Origin of the sequence: Streptomyces sp. SLBN-8D4, from assembly GCF_049739545.1 — a bacterium.
In the GTDB taxonomy this organism is placed as follows: domain Bacteria; phylum Actinomycetota; class Actinomycetes; order Streptomycetales; family Streptomycetaceae; genus Streptomyces; species Streptomyces canus_C.
Genome location: NZ_JBMGQC010000001.1, coordinates 1,948,728 through 1,965,312 on the forward strand (window position 1 = coordinate 1,948,728; position 16,585 = coordinate 1,965,312).

Here is a 16,585-nt window from a genome sequence, read left to right on the forward strand (position 1 = left end):
CCATGCGGAGAGATCGGTGCCTGGTGTGCGCAGGTCCTCGGCGTGCCGCTACCGGCGGCCGGCGGCTGCGTGCAGGTCACAGGGCCCGCAGGCCGTGCTTCCTGAGCTGTTCTCGCACCCGCTCCGTCAGGTTCGGATCTGGCGCGGGTGTGTCGCGCAGTGGGAAGGGGATGCCCAGGGCGTCGTATTTGTGGGTGCCGAGCTTGTGGAAGGGCAGGACGTCCACCCGGTCGATGTTGCCGAGTCCGGCCAGGAACGCGCCGAGGCCGTCGACGGCCGCCGGGTCGTCGGTCCAGCCGGGCACCAGGACGTAGCGGATCCACACGGGGACGGCGAGCCGGTCCAGGCGGGTGGCGAAGTTGAGGGTGGGGGCGAGGTCGCCGCCGGTCAGCCTCCGGTAGGCGCGGACGTCGAAGGACTTGATGTCCAGCAGCACCAGGTCGGTGTCGGCGAGCAGTTCGTCGCTCGCGCGGGCACCGAGGAACCCGGAGGTGTCCAAGGCGGTGTGCAGGCCGAGTTCCTTGCAGCGGTGGAAGATCTCGGCTGTGAAGGCGGGCTGGAGCAGCGCCTCGCCGCCGGTGAGCGTCACTCCTCCGCCGGCGGTGGTGATGAAGGCCCGGTACTTCTCGATCTCGGCCATCACCTCGTCGACGGTGGTGAGCTTCCCGTCGCGCATGTGCCAGGTGTCCGGGTTGGCGCAGTACAGGCAGCGCAGCGGGCAGCCGCTGAGGAACAGCACGAACCGGGTCCCGGGACCGTCCACTCCCGTGGACAGGTCCCAGGAGTGGATCCGGCCCGTCACCGGCTCGACCGTGGTGCTCACAGCGATCCGTGGAAGGTGCGGCTGATCACGTCGAGTTGCTGCTCGCGGGTCAGGCGGACGAAGTTGACGGCGTATCCGGAGACCCGGATGGTCAGCTCCGGGTACTTCTGGGGGTGTTCCATGGCGTCTTCCAGTGTGGCCCGGTCCAGGACGTTGACGTTCATGTGGAAGCCGCCGGAGGCCGTGTACGCGTCGAGGATCCCGGCCAGGTGTGCGGCGCGCTCGGCCGGGTCGTGGCCCAGTCCCTCCGGAGTGATCGTCGTGGTCAGCGAGATGCCGTCCCGGGCCTGCTCGTACGGCAGCTTGGCCACTGAGAGGGCGGAGGCGGCCACGCCGTGCCGGTCTCGGCCGTTCATCGGGTTGGCGCCGGGGGCGAAGGGCTGCCCCGCACGGCGGCCGTCGGGCGTGTTGCCGGTGTGCTTGCCGTACACCACGTTGGAGGTGATGGTCAGCACCGACTGCGTGTGCTCGGCGTTCCGGTAGGTCGGGTGCCGGCGCACCTTGGCCATGAAGGACTCGACGAGTTCGACGGCGAGGGTGTCCGCGCGGTCGTCGTTGTTGCCGTACGCCGGGAACTCTCCCTCGATCTCATAGTCGACGGCGAGCCCGTTCGCGTCCCGGATGACCTTCACGCGCGCGTGCTTGACCGCGGACAGGCTGTCGACGGCGACCGACAGCCCCGCGATGCCGCAGGCCATGAAGCGGTGTACGGGGTGGTCGTGCAGGGCCATCTCGATGCGTTCGTAGGCGTACTTGTCGTGCATGTAGTGGATGACGTTGAGCGCGTTGACGTAGGTGGCCGCCAGCCAGTCGAGCATGTGGTCGTAGGCCGCGAGAAGCTGCTCGTAGTCCAGGTACTCGCGGGTCAGCGCGGGAGCCTCGGGGGCGATCTGCTCGCCGGTCATCTCGTCCCGGCCGCCATTGATCGCGTACAGCAGCGCCTTGGCAAGGTTGACCCGGGCACCGAAGAACTGCATCTGCCGGCCCACCGCCATCGCGGAGACGCAGCAGGCGATCGCGGTGTCGTCGCCGGTGCGCGGGCGCATCAGGTCGTCGGACTCGTACTGGATGGCACTGGTGTCGATGGACACCTGCGCGCAGAACTCCTTGAAGCCCTCCGTCAGTTGGGGCGACCACAGGACGGTCAGGTTGGGTTCTGGGGCCGGGCCGAGGTTGTAGAGGGTCTGCAGAAAGCGGAAGGAGGTGCGGGTGACCAGCGTGCGGCCGTCGGCGCCGATGCCGCCGATGGACTCTGTCACCCAGGTGGGGTCGCCGGAGAACAGGGCGTCGTACTCGGGGGTGCGAAGGAAGCGGACGATCCGCAGCTTGATCACGAAGTCGTCGATCAGTTCCTGGGCGCGGGTCTCGTCGAGGATCCCCTCGTCCAGGTCCCGCTGGAGGTAGACGTCCAGGAAGGTGGAGGTGCGGCCCAGCGACATCGCGGCGCCGTTCTGCTCCTTCACCGCTGCCAGGAAGCCGAGGTAGAGCCACTGCACCGCTTCATGCGCGGTGGCGGCAGGGCGGGTCACGTCGCAGCCGTAGGAGGCTGCCATCTGTGCCAGCTCCCCCAGTGCGCGGATCTGCTCGGCGAGTTCTTCACGGTCGCGGATGACGTCCGGGGTGGAGGGCTGTGCGTCCAGTAGGGCCTTCTCGGCCCGCTTGGCCTCGACCAGCCGGGTCGTGCCGTACAGCGCGACGCGCCGGTAGTCGCCGATGATCCGGCCGCGGCCGTAGGCGTCCGGCAGCCCGGTGATGATCCCGGCCTTGCGGGCGGCCCGCATCTCAGGGGTGTACGCGTCGAACACGCCGTCGTTGTGGGTCTTGCGGTAGGTCCCGAAGACCCGCGTGACGAAGGGGTCGGCCTGGTAGCCGTACGCCTTCAACCCGTTCTCCACCATCCGCAACCCGCCGTTGGGCATGATGGCCCGCCGCAGCGGGGCGTCGGTCTGCAGACCGACGATCAGTTCGCGGTCGCGGTCGATGAAGCCCGGCCGGTGCGAGGTGATGGTGGACGGGTTGCCCGGGTCGACATCGAGGATGCCCCGGCGCCGCTCCTCGGGGAACAGGGCGGCGACCTTGCGCCAGACGGCGAGGGTGCGCTCGGTCGGCCCGGTCAGGAACGTGGAATCGCCTTCGTAGGGTGTGTAGTTGGCCTGGATGAAGTCGCGCACGTCGACGTGGTTCCGCCAGTGTGTGCCGGCGAAGCCCCGCCATGCCTCGGTCCGCGCCCGGGGTCCAGCTGTCACCGTTACCGTCATCGCCGGTCTCTCCCTCACTCCGCATGTGAACGTCTGCACTTTTGATGCTCGTCTCCCGCCCTGCCCGCGGAGAGGGCCTGTCGGCGCACAGGGGCCCGCCGTCCGTCCCTGCTGTGCTGGGCCGTTGGGCCTCGTCCGGCCGAGCCCGGTTTTCTGATCAGCCGTTCCCAGGACTCACCCCGGCTGACCCGCACGCCGGCCGGGGCGGCACAAGCGGCCGGGGCACCTCCGCCGACAGGCGGAGGTGCCCCGGCCAGTTCGGGCAGGTGCCGACGCAGCAGCTGGGCGGCTGGGCGGCACCACCGACTTCCACTCCCACCCGCACAGCGCCGCCCTCCGCGGCCCGGGTCTCCACCGGCAGCCCGGGGTGGCGCTCGTGGACCCGCGCGGCGGCCGACGCCAGAATGGGCCCCGCCTCGTCGCGGTCGGCCACGGCATAGACGATGCGCAACGCGGTGCCGCGGCGCACCGCTTCCTCGGCGGCCCAGTCCAAGGCCCGTACTGCGACCAGTGAACCGTCCACTCCGACAGTCACGTGACGATCAGTCATTGTCCTGATTCCCTTCCGTGCGTGGGGTGTTCACCCTGTTCACCCCCTGCAGGTGCCGGGGGTGGTGGGAAACGCGCCGGCGGTCGACTGGGCGTCGATCCCGCGGCGGGCCCACGAAGGATGCTCATCGTCTGCGGACGCTGCGGGCGTTCCCTGGCCCGGGTCGGCGCCGCCGGACTCACAGCCTTCGCCGGCGACGGCGAATCCACCGCCGCACTGCTCAACACACGGCAGGGCAAGGATTTCTTCCAAGGCTTCGCCCACGCCTCGGCCGGCAGTGTCCAAGACGCGCGCTACACGCTGCTGGGCGAGGAATTCGAGGGCACGGACCATGTTTTCCGACTCAACGGCGAAAGGGTCCAAGCGTTCTCCGGCGTCGCGAAAGACATACTCAATGCCCTCGTCACCAGGAAAGAGCCCGGGCGGCCTGAGCGACATGCCGATGTCGCCGCCTACCGACAACGGGTACATGAGTGGAAGGCCGGGCGTCACGGGACGTTCTGGGACCACAAGTGGGGCGGCGTGGTCTCGATCAGCCACGACGGGACCGTGCTAGCGATGCGTCAGATCCCGCCGTTCCACGACGAGTGATCTGGAGGGTCCGGAGCGTCGGCCGGTGGCCCCACGATCAGACAGCGGAGACCGCTTCGAAGCGAAGCAACATAGCGCGGGATCGCCGGTTGGCCAAACCGGCGATCCCGCGCACCATTGATGGTCCACCGCCGCTACTTGCCCGCACGTCGAAAGGCATCGCCAAGACGATCACGAATCCAACTCACCGCGCATCGTCAGCGCGCAACGCTGCCACGCAGCTCATGAGGAACGGCCCCGGTCGCACTGCGGATCTTTCGGCGTGCGCAGTTGGACCGTTGGTTCGCTCATGCCGTGGTGACCGAGCCTTGTCACGTCCTGGGTAAAGCCGGAAGCGATTCCGACCTGGGCGGCCTGCACAACGGCATTGACCTCGGCGCGCGATGGGGCGCAACCACCTTGAAAGGGGCTGAAGAATCCGCAATGCACAGCCAGAGCAACGAGCTGCAGGGCTCCAAGTACAGCCCTGCGCGTATCCGCGCCACCTGGGACGGAACGGGGAGCGTGGCGGACGCTTCCAGGGCGTTGGGCTTCTCGCGAGCCAAGGGATACGACCTGGTGCGCCGCGGAGAGTTCCCGTGCCGCGTGCTACGCGTCGGCCGTACGACTCGTGTCGTCACCGCATTCTTGCTCCGCGTGCTTGAAAGCGGAGAGCCGGAGTACAACGGAGCCCGCGCCGGCCCCTGCACGCGATCGTAGACCGCTGCTCACAGAAGCCCCGCAGGAGCAAACCTGCGGGGCTTCGTCGTCTCACGCGCTCTCACGCAGCTCTCACCAACTGTGCGGACTCCCCCGGAAAATGAGGCCCTGACCTGGCATAACGCACCTCACTTGGACCAGTTGGACGCCCCTGGAGGGTAGTTACGACCTGTGCCACGTAGTCCCGAGGGACGGCCCCAGGATGAGAACGGGGGCGTCTTCCGGGCCGTCGAAGCGGTACTGGAGGGCGGGGGTCTTCGTCTCACTCACGGCCCCCACGCTAACCGCCTTTTACTCGGGTCCGGACCGGGAGCCCCCACTCCTCACACCTGGCTCCCGAACATCACCGGCGAACTCTCACACGGCCTTCACCGGGTACGGGGAAGGTGCTGGGGGTTCAGAGGCCGGCTGTGGTGCCGAGACCTGTGAGGGCGCCGACCGGGTCCAGGTCGGGGGTGCCGCGGGGCCACCAGTCGTCGTGGCCCGGTTCGGACTCGTAGGCATACCACAGGCCGTCGCGGCCGAGGCGGAGTTGGATGTGGCCGCGGGGGTGGGTCAGATGGTTTCGCCAGGGGCGGAAAACGGGGAGGTCCGCGGCGAGGAGGAGGGGACGGGCGCGGTCGAAGCGGCCGGCCGGCGGGTCCCAGGGGTCTTCGAGGACGGCCAGTCCTTCGAGCCCGCCCTGCCTCCAGGCGGCGACCGCGCGGGCCAGGTCGGCCGGGGTGCGGTCGGTTGCTGCGGCGAGGGAGGCGTAGAGGGATCGGGTACCGGCGGTGAGGCCGGAGCCGGGGCGGGCGGCGGCGAGGCGGACCGCGTCCTGCCACAGGGTGAGTTCGCCGACCGGGTCGCGGCCGGTGCTGAGCAGGGCGTGAGCGCGGACGGCCGCGTCGGTGGCCAGCTGGTCCAGGGCGAAGGGATCGGGGCCGCCGGGGGACGCGGGATAGGCCGGGGGCTGCTCCGGGTGCGGAGGGACGGGCAACGGAGCCGGAAGCGGCGGGAGTCGGCGGGGTGCGAGCGCTTCGCCGGCCCGCACGCCGGGCAGCGGCGCCGGCTCCTGTCCCTGGGCGGCACGGGCCGCGCGGGCGGCGCTGAGGCGGGACAGGGCGTCGAGCAGCTCGCGTTCGCCCCGGCCGCGCAGCAGGAGCAGGACGAAGGGGTCGGCGTCGAGCAGACGTGCCGTCTGGTAGCAGAGGGCGGCGGCGTGTTTGCAGGGGTGACCGCGGTCGGGGCAGCTGCACTGCGGTTCGAGATCGCCGGGGCCGGGAAGCAACGGCACTCCGCACTCGGCCAACGCCTCGGGCATCTCCCTGTCGAGCAGGGCGGCGATGTGCCCGGTCCGGTCGGCGGCGAGGTCCAGGAACCGGTCCCAGTCGGCGTCCCCCAGCGTCCGCAACCGCACCTGCACGCGGTACGGCCGGGCGCGGCTGCCCTGCACATAGGCGAGCACGAGCCCGGGCGTCACGGTGATCGCGTCCACGTTTCCCTGCTCGGCATAACCACGGCCCCGCGCCAGCCGCTTGGCGTCCAGCGCGCCCTCCTCCAGCGCGGTGACCCAGGCGTTGCCCCACCAGGTGGCGGCGAACCGGGCGTCCTCGGAAGCGTGGGGAGGGAAGGCGGGGAAGGTGCGACGCAGGTCGTTGTCCCGGTTGGGGGCGGCCATGGAGTGGGGGTGTCGGGGGGAGGCCGGGCCGGGGACGTCCTGAGGGGAACTGCCTTGCCGTGTAAGGCTGTTGCCCCTGACCTTCTCTTGGCCCCTCTCCCCGCCCTCGTCCTCGTGCCCCTCCCCCGGCTGGGGCATGTCGTCGGGCATGCGGAACGCGTCGGCCAGCAACTCCCGTACATCACGCGCCCGGACGCCGGCGGCCGTACTCGGCGTACGGCTCCGGTCCCGGGACGCGCTCGGGGTGGTCCTGCGCGGCCGACGTGCGAGAGCGGCCTCCGCTTCTGCGGCCTCGGCGTCCGCGCGCCGCTTGCGTGCCGCGCGCAGTGCTTCGCGTGCCGCATCGGCGGGCCGTGCCCCGGAACGCCCCGCGGATGCGTCCTCGCCGGCGTCCGCGACCGGAGACGCTGCCTCGCCGACGCGATCCGTTTCCTCAGGCGTGGACTCGACGGAGGCGGTGGGGGCGGCGGCCATGTCGGGCTCCCCGCTCGAGTCGTGCCGAGCCGCGACAGCCTCTTGCCGGGGTGTGTGGGACTGCGCGGGGTTGACGGGTTCGGAGGAATCACCGTCGGCGCCCGTCTCGGACCGGCCCGTGGCACCGTCCGCGAGCGCATCACGCCGTGCCGCGGCAGCTTCCCGCAGAGCCGCGCGAACCGCGTCACCTGGCCGGGGCTCGGCCGGGGCGGGGTCGGTCACGGCGCTCTCGGGCACCGCGCCCTCCCTGTCCTGCCCGTCGGCGGTACCCGACCCATTGGCGTCTGCGTCCCCCCGGAGAACTGCCCCCTCCGCCGCCGAACGTTCCGCACCCGTGGCCGCGCCCCCTGCACCCTGCGCTGCAGGGCCGCTCTCTTCCTGCCCCGAGGGGCTGCCGCCCCTCTCGACGGCAAGGCGCCCGGCACCCCGCATCATCCGGTCCGCCGCAGAGCTCCCGGGGCCCTTGGTCACGTGGCTCTCCGAACCCTGCGCGCGATCGCGATCGAGACCCGTACCGCTCGTGCCCGGGTCGCCGACCTCCTCAGCCTCGCGGCCCTCCGCCCCCTGGGCGACAGCACCACCCGCACTCTGCACGGCACGGTCCCCGATCCCCCCAGCCGCCGAGCTCCCGGCTTCGGACGCCGCGGGGTTGCCGACCTCCCGCACAGCCGGGCCACCGCCCTCCTCAGCCGCGAAGTGCCCCGCACCCGACGCAGCGGAATCGTCGGCCGCCCCCACCACGGGCCCCCCATCCCCCCTCGTCTCCCCGGCCGCCCGCTCCCGTGCCGCCCGCAGGGCCCGGCGGGCCTCGTCGGCGGGGCCCGGGGTCATGACGGCCTCCGGAGGGAGACCAGGTCGGTCAGTTCGCGGTCGGTGAGTTCCGTGAGGGCGGACTCGCCGGAGCCGAGGATCGCGTCGGCGAGGGCGCGCTTGGATTCGAGCATCTCGGCGATGCGGTCCTCCACGGTGCCCTCGGTGATGAGCCGGTGGACCTGGACGGGCTGGGTCTGGCCGATGCGGTAGGCGCGGTCGGTGGCCTGTTCCTCGACGGCCGGGTTCCACCAGCGGTCGAAGTGGACGACATGACCGGCTCGGGTGAGGTTGAGGCCGGTGCCCGCCGCCTTCAACGACAGGACGAGCACCGGGATCGCGCCGCTCTGGAAGCGGTCCACCATGCGCTCGCGCTCCGGCACCGGCGTCCCGCCGTGCAACAGGTCCACCGGGACGGCGCGGGCGGCGAGGTGGGCGGTGATCAGGCGGGCCATCCCCACGTACTGGGTGAAGACGAGGGCCGACCCGTCCTCCGCCAGCAGGGTGTCCAACAGCTCGTCCAGCAGGGCCAGTTTGCCGGAGCGGGCGACCAGGCGCTCACCGGCCGTCGGCGGGACCTCCTCCTTCAGGTACAGCGCGGGATGGTCGCAGATCTGCTTCAGCGCGCCCAGCAGCTTCAGCACCAGGCCCCTGCGCGCGATGCCCTGCGCCGTCTCGATTGCCAGCAGCGACTCGCGCACCACCGCCTCGTACAGCGAGGCCTGCTCGCGGGTGAGCGGGACGGGGTGGTCGGTCTCGGTCTTGGGCGGCAGCTCGGGGACGATCCCGGGGTCGGACTTCTTGCGGCGCAGCAGGAACGGGCGGACCAGGCGGGCCAGCCTGGTCACCGCCTCCTCGTCCTCGCCGTTCTCCACCGCGCGCGCGTGCCGGGCACGGAAGGACTTGAGCGGGCCGAGGAGTCCGGGGGTGGTCCAGTCGAGCAGGGCCCAGAGCTCCGAGAGGTTGTTCTCCACCGGGGTGCCGGTCAGGGCCACGCGCGCGGGCGTCGGGATCGTGCGCAGGGCCTTGGCGGTCGCCGAGTACGGGTTCTTCACATGCTGCGCCTCGTCCGCCACGACCATGCCCCAGCGCTGGTCGGCCAGCCTTGCCGCCGCCGCCCGCATGGTGCCGTACGTGGTGAGGACGAAGCCGCCGTCGAGGTCGTCCAGACTGCGCTCGGTGCCGTGGAAGCGGCGGACGGGGACGCCCGGCGCGAACCGGGTGATCTCCCGCTGCCAGTTGCCCAGGAGCGAGGCGGGGCAGACGACGAGGGTCGGTTCGGAGCGTGCCCGCCGCAGGTGCAGGGCGATGACGGTGATCGTCTTGCCGAGGCCCATGTCGTCGGCGAGGCAGCCGCCGAGGCCGAGGGAAGTCATGAGGTCCAGCCAGGCCAGGCCCCGGAGTTGGTAGTCGCGGAGGGTGGCGTGCAGACCCGCGGGTGGCTCGGCGGGCTGTACTCCGGTGGTCAGGCGGTCGCGCAGGGCGGCGAGCGCGCCGACCGGCACCGCCTCCACGGTCTCGCCGTCGACCTCCGCACTGCCGCTCAGCGCCACGGAGAGCGCGTCGACCGGGTCGAGCAGGCCCAGTTCGCGTTTGCGGGCCTTGCGGACGAGGGCGGGGTCGACCAGCACCCACTGGTCCCTGAGGCGGACGACGGGGCGGTGGGCCTCGGCCAGCGCGTCCATCTCGGCCTCGCTGAGCGGGTCGCCGCCGATCGCCAACTGCCAGCGGAACTGCAGGAGTTCCTCGCTCTCGAAGAATCCGGTGCCGTCGGTCGCCGAGCCCGGCGCGGGGCGTACGACCGCCGCCGCGGTGAGGTCCTGGGCCAGGTCCCGCGGCCAGTGCACGGCCACCCCGGCCGCCGCGAGCCGGGTCGCGGCCACGCCGAGCAGGTCGCCCAACTCCTCGTCGGACAGGGCCAGTACGTCGGGCACGTCCTGCTCGGAGAGCCGGTCCAGGGGCGGCCAGACGCGTGCCGCGCGTCGCACGGCGAGAGCCGCGTCCACGCGGGCGCGTGGCCCGAAGACGGCGTCGGCGTCCCCCGCCCACAGGGTCGCCGCGTCGGTCACCAGGGTCGGGTCGGCGAGGCTGTGCACCTGGACGATCGCGGCGCCGGCACTGCGCACGCCGTCCGCGTCGGCGTTGAACAGGTTGTACGCCGACAGGTCCAGGCGGAGTGAGATCCGCACGCCCGCGTCCATGCCGGCGGCGACCTCGGCGGCCCAGTCCTGCGCGTGCGGCAGCCGCTGCGGCGCTCGGGCGGCGAAGGGCTTGCCGGAGGCGTAGGGGGCCGCGGGGGTGCGGGGCAGGGTGTCGGCGACCGCGTCCAGGAAGGAGCGCATCAGTGCTTCCGGTTCCGGCAGCCGGAGCGGGCCGGGGCCGGGCAGCGGGACCGCGTGGCCCTCGTGGGGCAAAGCGGCGGCGACCGCGCGCAGGTGGGCGATGTCGTCGGGATCCAGGGGCCCGGCCCGCCAGGCGTCGTGGCCGGTGGCGGTGAGTCCGGGCAGCAGGCGGCCGCGGGCGGTGAGCCGCAGCGCGTGCAGGGCGGCGGCGCCCCAGCAGGCGGTGGCGGGATGGGCGGCGGGGTCGCGCCGGGCCCGGACGAGCAGCGGCAACGCCTCGTCGACCGGGAGCGAGAGGGCGGGGACGGTCCGGCGCCGGATTCCGGCTCCGTGCGGTCGTACGACGGTGAGTTCGGTGCGCTCGCGGGACGGGATGTCGGCGTCGGGGCTCTCGGCCGGGAGGGGGGCGCCCTCGGGGTCCCAGAACGCGATGCGGCCGTCGCGAGGAAGAGGCGCGGGCAGGAAGACGGCGGCGAGCCGGACGGGGACGGCCGCCCCCTGCTGCTCGCGCCTGGGCTCAGCCCCGCGCTCGGCCACCATGACCCTGTCGCTCATACGTCCTGTCACCTCCCGCCCGCATGTCGGATCAGTCGTCTTCGACTCTACGGGCGGGGTCTGACAATCGGCTCCAGCGACCTGGTCAGGGAACCGTGCGCGAGACGACGTACACCTTCGGGGCGTTCGGGACGGTCAGGTTGACCATGACGTCCTGGGTGGGCGCCGGGTCCTTCTGCACGTGGGTCAGGCCCCACCAGGACCGGGGGCCGTCGAACTTCCAGCCGCTGACCTTCTGGTCGCGCTCGCTGATGGTGATGTCGTTCTTCTTGAGGTCGGCGCGGCTGACGCCCATGCCGGTGAGGAAGGCGGCGAGGCCCGCGTCGGTCGTCCGGAACTGGACGTAGAGGCGGCTGGTCTTCCAGTTGTTGGTCTCGTAGGAGGCGACCAGGTCGGCGGGGTGCGGCACGGGCACCTGGTAGAGGCGGCGCTGGACCTTGGACGGCCAGTCGGGCGTGAGGCCCGTCGCCGAGTACTTCGCCTCCTTGTCCTTGCCGCTGTCGCGGCTCTGGTTGGCGGAGATCACCAGATAGCCCGCCGGGACGCCGATGAGCAGGCCGATGATGAGCAGCGTGATCGCCCGGCGGCGGTTCCTGTGGCGGCGGTCCTCGGTGGGACGCTCCGGTTCGTCGGGGGGCGCCGAGGCCTGGCGCGGCAGGGAGGCCGTCATGCGGTGTCCCGGGACGTACGACGGGCCTCCACGTACCGTTCGTAGCGCTCGTGCCGCTCCACCCTGCGCCGGTTGGCGCGCCGGAAGCGGCGGGCGACCAGGCGGGCGAGGTCGGCGGCGCCGACCATGCCGGCCTCGGGGCCGAGCTGGGCGCGGGCGATACGGGCCTCGGGGCGGTAGCCGCGGCCGGTGAGCTGGCGCTTGAACGCGTCCCGCGCGGGGCCGATCAGCAGGTCGTCGGCCGCGCTGACGCCTCCGCCGATGACGAAGCAGGAGGGGTCGAGGGCGGCCGCGAGGTTCGCGATGCCGACACCGAGCCACTGGCCGATGTCCTGGAGCAGCTCGATGCACATCGCGTCGCCCTCGCGGGCCAGCTCGGTGATCATCGGGCCGGTGATGTCGGCGATGTTGCCCTTGACGTGCTCGATGATCCCGTACGCCACCGGAGAGTCGGCGGCGGCCAGCTCCCTGGCCTCCCTGACCAGCGCGTTGCCGGAGCTGTACTGCTCCCAGCAGCCGCGGTTGCCGCACGGGCAGCGGTGGCCGCCGGGGACGACCTGCATGTGGCCGAACTCGCCGGCGACACCGTACTTGCCGCGCTTGACCTGGCCGTCCTCCAGGATCGCGCCGCCGATACCGGTGCCGAGCGTGATCATGACGAGGTGGTCCTCGCCACGCCCCGCGCCGAAGCGCCACTCGGCCCAGGCGGCGGTGTTGGCGTCGTTGTCCACCAGGACGGGGACCGCGAGGCGGCCGGCGATGCGGTCGCGCAGCGGCTCGTTGCGCCAGGACAGGTGGGGGGCGAACAGCACGCGGTTGCGGTCGGCGTCGACCCAGCCGGCCGCGCCGATGCCGACCGCGTGGACGTCGTGGCGGTCGGACAGGTCGAGGACCAGTTCGACGATGGTGTCCTCGACGACCTTGGGGCTCTTGGACTTGTCCGGGGTCTCCGTGCGGACCTTCTCCAGGATGTTGCCGTCGGCGTCGACGACACCCGCCATGACCTTGGTGCCGCCGATGTCGATGCCCACTGTCGGCACGCGGGGTGCGGTCAGGTGTGAGCGGCGTTCCCGCGTGCCGACGGTCCGCAGGGCGGGGGCGCGGCGGGAGCCTATGGGGGCGCTGAAGTTGCCGTAGGTGCTCATCAAGGCCCGATTCTGCCGCACGCGCCCACGAGGTGCCGAACACGGGGCAGCAAAGGGGAGTGCGCGATTCGTTGCCGTGTGCGAGTGCGTGGGGGTTGAGCGCGCGGTTCCCCACGCCCCTAAGGCCGGACCAGGAGCTGGAATTCGAACGAGTAGCGCGTCGGGCGATAGGTGTGGGTGCCGTACTCGACCGCTCTGCCCGTGTCGTCGAAGGTGACGCGCTGCATGGTGAGGAGGGGTGCCCCCGCCTGCTCGGCCAGGCGTTCCGCCTCCTCCGCCGTGGCCGCACGCGCACCGATGGACTGGCGGGCGCTGTGCAGGGTGATGCCCGCCGCGCGCATCATGCGGTACAGGCCGCTGGCCTCCAGCTGGGCGGTGTCCAGGTCGAGGAGGGCCGGCGGGAGGTAGTTGCACAGGTACGCCATCGGCTCGCCGTGGGCCAGGCGCAGGCGTTCGACCTGGTGCACGTCGCTGCCCTCGGCGACGCCGAGCGCGGCGGCGATCTCGGCGGTGGCGGAGACGACCGTGTTGACGAGGACCCTCGTCGCGGGGCGCTGGCCGGCCGCCTCCAGGTCGTCGTAGAGGCTGCTCAGCTCCAGCGGGCGCTTGACCTGGCTGTGCACGACCTGGGTGCCGACTCCGCGGCGGCGCACGAGCAGGCCCTTGTCGACGAGCGACTGGATGGCCTGGCGGACGGTGGGCCGGGACAGGCCGAGCCGGGCGGCGAGCTCGATCTCGTTGCCCAGCAGGCTGCCGGGGGTGAGCGTGCCGTGTTCGATCGCGGCCTCCAGCTGCTGGGACAGCTGGAAGTACAACGGCACCGGGCTGCTGCGGTCCACACTGAGCTCGAGCGTCACGGTCGGGTCCACTCCTGGTTTCGGCACGGGCCCGAGCGTAGCTCCGCGCGCTGTTGACGGGAAGTCGTGTAGTCAGATTGTCCGGACATACGCATTGACAGCACGGGGTTCGCGACCACACTTTGTTCACATGCGCATCGGGGTCATAGGGACGGGCCGCATCGGCACCATTCATGCGAACACGCTCAGCCGTCACCGGGAGGTCGGTTCCCTGATTCTCACGGACGCGGACGGCGCACGGGCCCAGGAGCTCGCGCACCGGCTGGGGGAGACCGCTGCCCCCGGCGTCGACGAGATCTTCAAATGGGGCGTGGACGCCGTGGTGATCACCACCGCGACCTCGGCCCACGCCGAGCTGATCGGCCGGGCGGCGCGCTCGGGACTGCCGGTGTTCTGCGAGAAGCCCATCGCACTCGACCTGCCCGGCACGCTGCAGGCCATCGCAGAGGTGGAGACCGCCGGGACGATTCTCCAGATGGGTTTCCAGCGCCGCTTCGACGCGGGCTACACCGGCGCGCGGGAGGCCGTGCGCTCGGGGCGGCTCGGACGGCTGCACACCGTGCGGGCGCTCACCTCCGACCAGGCGCCGCCGCCGGCGGAGTGGCTGCCGCTGTCCGGGGGGCTGTACCGGGACACCCTGATCCACGACTTCGACATGCTGCGCTGGGTGACCGGGCACGAGGTCGTCGACGTGTACGCGGCCGGATCCGACGCCGGTCCGCCGATGTTCCGGGCCGCGGGGGACGTCGACACCGCGGCGGCGGTGCTCACCCTCGACGACGGGACCCTCGCGACGGCCACGGCGACACGGGTCAACGGGGCCGGGTACGACGTGCGCATGGAGCTCGCCGGGGAGCTGGACCAGGTGGTGGTGGGCCTGGACGACCGCACGCCCATCGCGTCCACCGAGCCGACGGGGCCGCCGGCGGCGGACAAGCCGTGGACGGGGTTCCTGGAGCGGTTCGGGCCGGCGTACGAGGCCGAGCTGGCCGCGTTCATCGAGGTGGTCCGGGGCGAGAGGGCGAACCCCTGCGACGGGCGCGAAGCGTTGCAGGCGCTAAGGGTCGCCGAGGCGTGCGAGGTGTCCCGGCGTGAGCGCAGGGCCGTACGGCTGGCGGAGCTCCCGGGCGGCACGAGCGCAGCCGTGTTCTGAGCCCGGCCCGCCCGGCCGCGCCCCGGCACGCCCCTGCTGACCTCACCCTGTGCCGCCGTACCGTCCTCACCTCGTCGAGTCCTGCCACCGGACCGGCAGGCTCCGCACTCCCCTGATCAGCATTCCCGGCAGCCACTCCCCCGTGGGCCCGTCGAGTGCGAGGGCGGGGGCGCGCTCCAGCAGGGTCCGGATCGCCGTGCGGGCCTCCAGGCGGGCCAGCGGGGCGCCCAGGCAGTAGTGGATGCCGTGGCCGAACGCGAGGTGCCCGCGGGGGTCGCGGCGGATGTCGAAGCGGTCCGGGGCCGGGTAACGGTTGTCGTCGCGGTCGGCCGCGCTCAGGCAGATCATCACCGGGTCGCCCTTGGCTATGGTCCGCCCCGCTATCTCCAGGGGCTCGGCGGCGTACCGGAAGGTCGCGTTCTCCACCGGGCCCTCATAGCGCAGCGTCTCCTCGACCGCGCCGTCGACGAGGCTCATGTCGGCGCGCAGGGCGGCGAGTTGGCCGGGGTGGGTGAGCAGGGCGTGCACGCCGTTGGTGATGAGGTTGACCGTGGTCTCGTGGCCCGCGATCAGCAGCAGGAAGGCCATCCCGCGCAGTTCCGACGGGGAGAGCCGGTCGCCGTCCTCGGCGGTGGTGCGGATGAGGTCGCCGAGCAGGTCGTCGCTCGGTCCGGCGCACCGCTTGTCCTCGATGAGCTCCGTCAGGTACGCGCCGAGCCGCCGGACGGCGTCGTACGAGCTCTCCGGGCTGGTGGGTGCCACGACCTCCGTGGACAGCTTCCGGAACTCGGTGCGGTCCATCTCGGGTACGCCGAGGAGTTCGCAGATCACGGTGATCGGCAGCGGGTAGGCGAGGTATTGCACCAGGTCGGCGCGGCCGTGCGGCAGCATCGCGTCGAGGAGGTCGTCGGTGATCTGCTGGATCCTGGGCCGCAGTTGCTCGACCCGGCGCATGGTGAAGGCGCGTGACACCAGGCCGCGCAGCCGGGTGTGCTCGGGTGGGTCGCTGCCGAGCAGATGGCGGCCGATCAGTCCCTCGCCGTCGAACACCATGCCGATCCTGCGGCCGTCCTTGGACAGTCTCGGATCGGCGAGGGCCGCGCGCGCCTCCTCGTGCCCGACGACGAGCCAGGTCGAGTAGTCGGCGTCGGAGCCGGGCGGGCGCACCCGGTGCACGGGGCCGAGACCGCGCAACCGGGCGTACACCGGGTGCGGATCGACTCGGAACGCGTCGCCGTACTCCCCCAGGTCGATCACTGCTTCGGCCATGGACTCCCCCTTCACCCCGTCAACGCCCGGCGACCGCGACTAGTGCCCGTTCGACTCGCGTTCCTCGGCGGGCTCCAGCAGTCCCGCGTCGTAGGCCAACAACGCGATCTGCACCCGGTTGTTGAGGTCGAGCTTGGCCAGGACGCGGGACACGTGCGTCTTGACGGTGGCCACGCTCATGTAGAGGGCGGCGGCGATCTCGGCGTTGGACAGGCCCTGGCCGACGGCGACGGCGACCTCGCGTTCACGGTCGTTGAGGGCGGCGATGCGCTCACGCGCGCGTGCCCGTCGGGTGTCGGCGGCGGTACCGGCGGCGTGGGCCATCAGCTGACGGGTGACGGTGGGCGACAGGACGGGATCGCCGGCCGCGACCCGGCGGACGGCGGCGAGGATCTCGGCGGGCGGGGTGTCCTTGAGGACGAATCCGGCGGCACCCGCGCGCAGGGCGCGCAGGACCTGCTCGTCGGCGTGGAAGGTGGTCAGGACGACGACCTGCGGGGCGTCGGGACGGCCGCGCAGCCGCTCGGTGGCCGTGAGGCCGTCCACCGCCGGCATCCTGATGTCCATGAGGACGACGTCCGGGCGGGTCCGGTCGACGGCGGCCTCGACCTCGGTGCCGTCCGCCGCCTCTCCGACGATCTCGATGTCCTCGGCTCCGCCCATCATCAGGGACAGACCGGCCCGCACCAGGGGGTCGTCGTCGACGAGGAGCAATCTGATCACAGTCAT

Annotated in this window: 12 protein-coding genes and 1 pseudogene; 3 read left to right on the forward strand and 10 right to left on the reverse strand. The window is 72.0% G+C overall.

All coding sequences use genetic code 11. The features are described 5' to 3' along the window. Nucleotides 1-76: 76 nt before the first annotated feature. The 3 genes and pseudogenes from pflA to RKD20_RS08985 all read right to left on the reverse strand — a co-directional run. Entirely contained in the window at nt 77-823 is a 747-nt protein-coding gene (gene pflA, locus RKD20_RS08975; protein WP_424877245.1) for a pyruvate formate-lyase-activating protein, read from the reverse strand. After that, a complete protein-coding gene (pflB, locus tag RKD20_RS08980) occupies nt 820-3,081 on the reverse strand; it encodes a formate C-acetyltransferase (protein ID WP_424877246.1) in 2,262 nt (753 codons plus the stop codon). The genes pflA and pflB overlap by 4 nt, the downstream gene beginning before the upstream one ends. A 319-nt stretch (nt 3,082-3,400) precedes the next feature. Further along, nucleotides 3,401-3,631 (reverse strand): annotated as a pseudogene (locus tag RKD20_RS08985) (universal stress protein); the annotation flags it as partial. 120 nt (nt 3,632-3,751) lie between these two features. Between RKD20_RS08985 and RKD20_RS08990 the strand changes: the two are divergent. Further along, nucleotides 3,752-4,222: a hypothetical protein gene (locus RKD20_RS08990; protein WP_424877247.1), complete on the forward strand. Its 471-nt coding sequence runs from the start codon at nt 3,752-3,754 to the stop codon at nt 4,220-4,222. Between the two features lie 294 nt (nt 4,223-4,516). After that, nucleotides 4,517-4,921, forward strand: coding sequence for a hypothetical protein (locus tag RKD20_RS08995; RefSeq protein ID WP_424877248.1), 405 nt, complete (start codon nt 4,517-4,519; stop codon nt 4,919-4,921). A gap of 397 nt (nt 4,922-5,318) precedes the next feature. On the opposite strand, the gene RKD20_RS09000 is transcribed toward RKD20_RS08995, so the two are convergent. From RKD20_RS09000 to RKD20_RS09020, 5 genes are all read right to left on the reverse strand, one after another. Further along, on the reverse strand, nt 5,319-7,055 hold the full coding sequence (locus RKD20_RS09000) for an SWIM zinc finger family protein (protein WP_424877249.1): 1,737 nt from the start codon (nt 7,053-7,055) through the stop codon (nt 5,319-5,321). Between the two features lie 827 nt (nt 7,056-7,882). Continuing rightward, the gene (locus RKD20_RS09005; RefSeq protein WP_424877250.1) at nt 7,883-10,762 is read right to left on the reverse strand and encodes an SNF2-related protein; all 2,880 of its coding nucleotides are present in this window, start codon (nt 10,760-10,762) and stop codon (nt 7,883-7,885) included. Between the two features lie 85 nt (nt 10,763-10,847). Then, nucleotides 10,848-11,432, reverse strand: coding sequence for a sugar kinase (locus RKD20_RS09010; protein ID WP_424877251.1), 585 nt, complete (start codon nt 11,430-11,432; stop codon nt 10,848-10,850). After that, the gene (locus tag RKD20_RS09015; protein ID WP_020119061.1) at nt 11,429-12,577 is read right to left on the reverse strand and encodes an ROK family glucokinase; all 1,149 of its coding nucleotides are present in this window, start codon (nt 12,575-12,577) and stop codon (nt 11,429-11,431) included. Before RKD20_RS09015 ends, RKD20_RS09010 begins: the two co-directional genes overlap by 4 nt. Nucleotides 12,578-12,696: 119 nt before the next feature. Then, nucleotides 12,697-13,434 carry a GntR family transcriptional regulator gene (locus RKD20_RS09020; protein ID WP_424877252.1) on the reverse strand — a complete coding sequence of 246 codons (738 nt, stop codon included), beginning with the start codon at nt 13,432-13,434 and terminating at the stop codon, nt 12,697-12,699. Between the two features lie 130 nt (nt 13,435-13,564). Between RKD20_RS09020 and RKD20_RS09025 the strand changes: the two genes are divergently transcribed. Further along, on the forward strand, nt 13,565-14,587 hold the full coding sequence (locus RKD20_RS09025; RefSeq protein ID WP_424877253.1) for a Gfo/Idh/MocA family protein: 1,023 nt from the start codon (nt 13,565-13,567) through the stop codon (nt 14,585-14,587). 66 nt (nt 14,588-14,653) lie between these two features. Here RKD20_RS09025 and RKD20_RS09030 read toward each other — a convergent pair whose 3' ends face one another. Next, a complete protein-coding gene (locus RKD20_RS09030) occupies nt 14,654-15,856 on the reverse strand; it encodes a cytochrome P450 family protein (protein WP_424877254.1) in 1,203 nt (400 codons plus the stop codon). Between the two features lie 39 nt (nt 15,857-15,895). After that, nucleotides 15,896-16,585 carry a response regulator transcription factor gene (locus tag RKD20_RS09035; protein ID WP_424877255.1) on the reverse strand — a complete coding sequence of 230 codons (690 nt, stop codon included), beginning with the start codon at nt 16,583-16,585 and terminating at the stop codon, nt 15,896-15,898.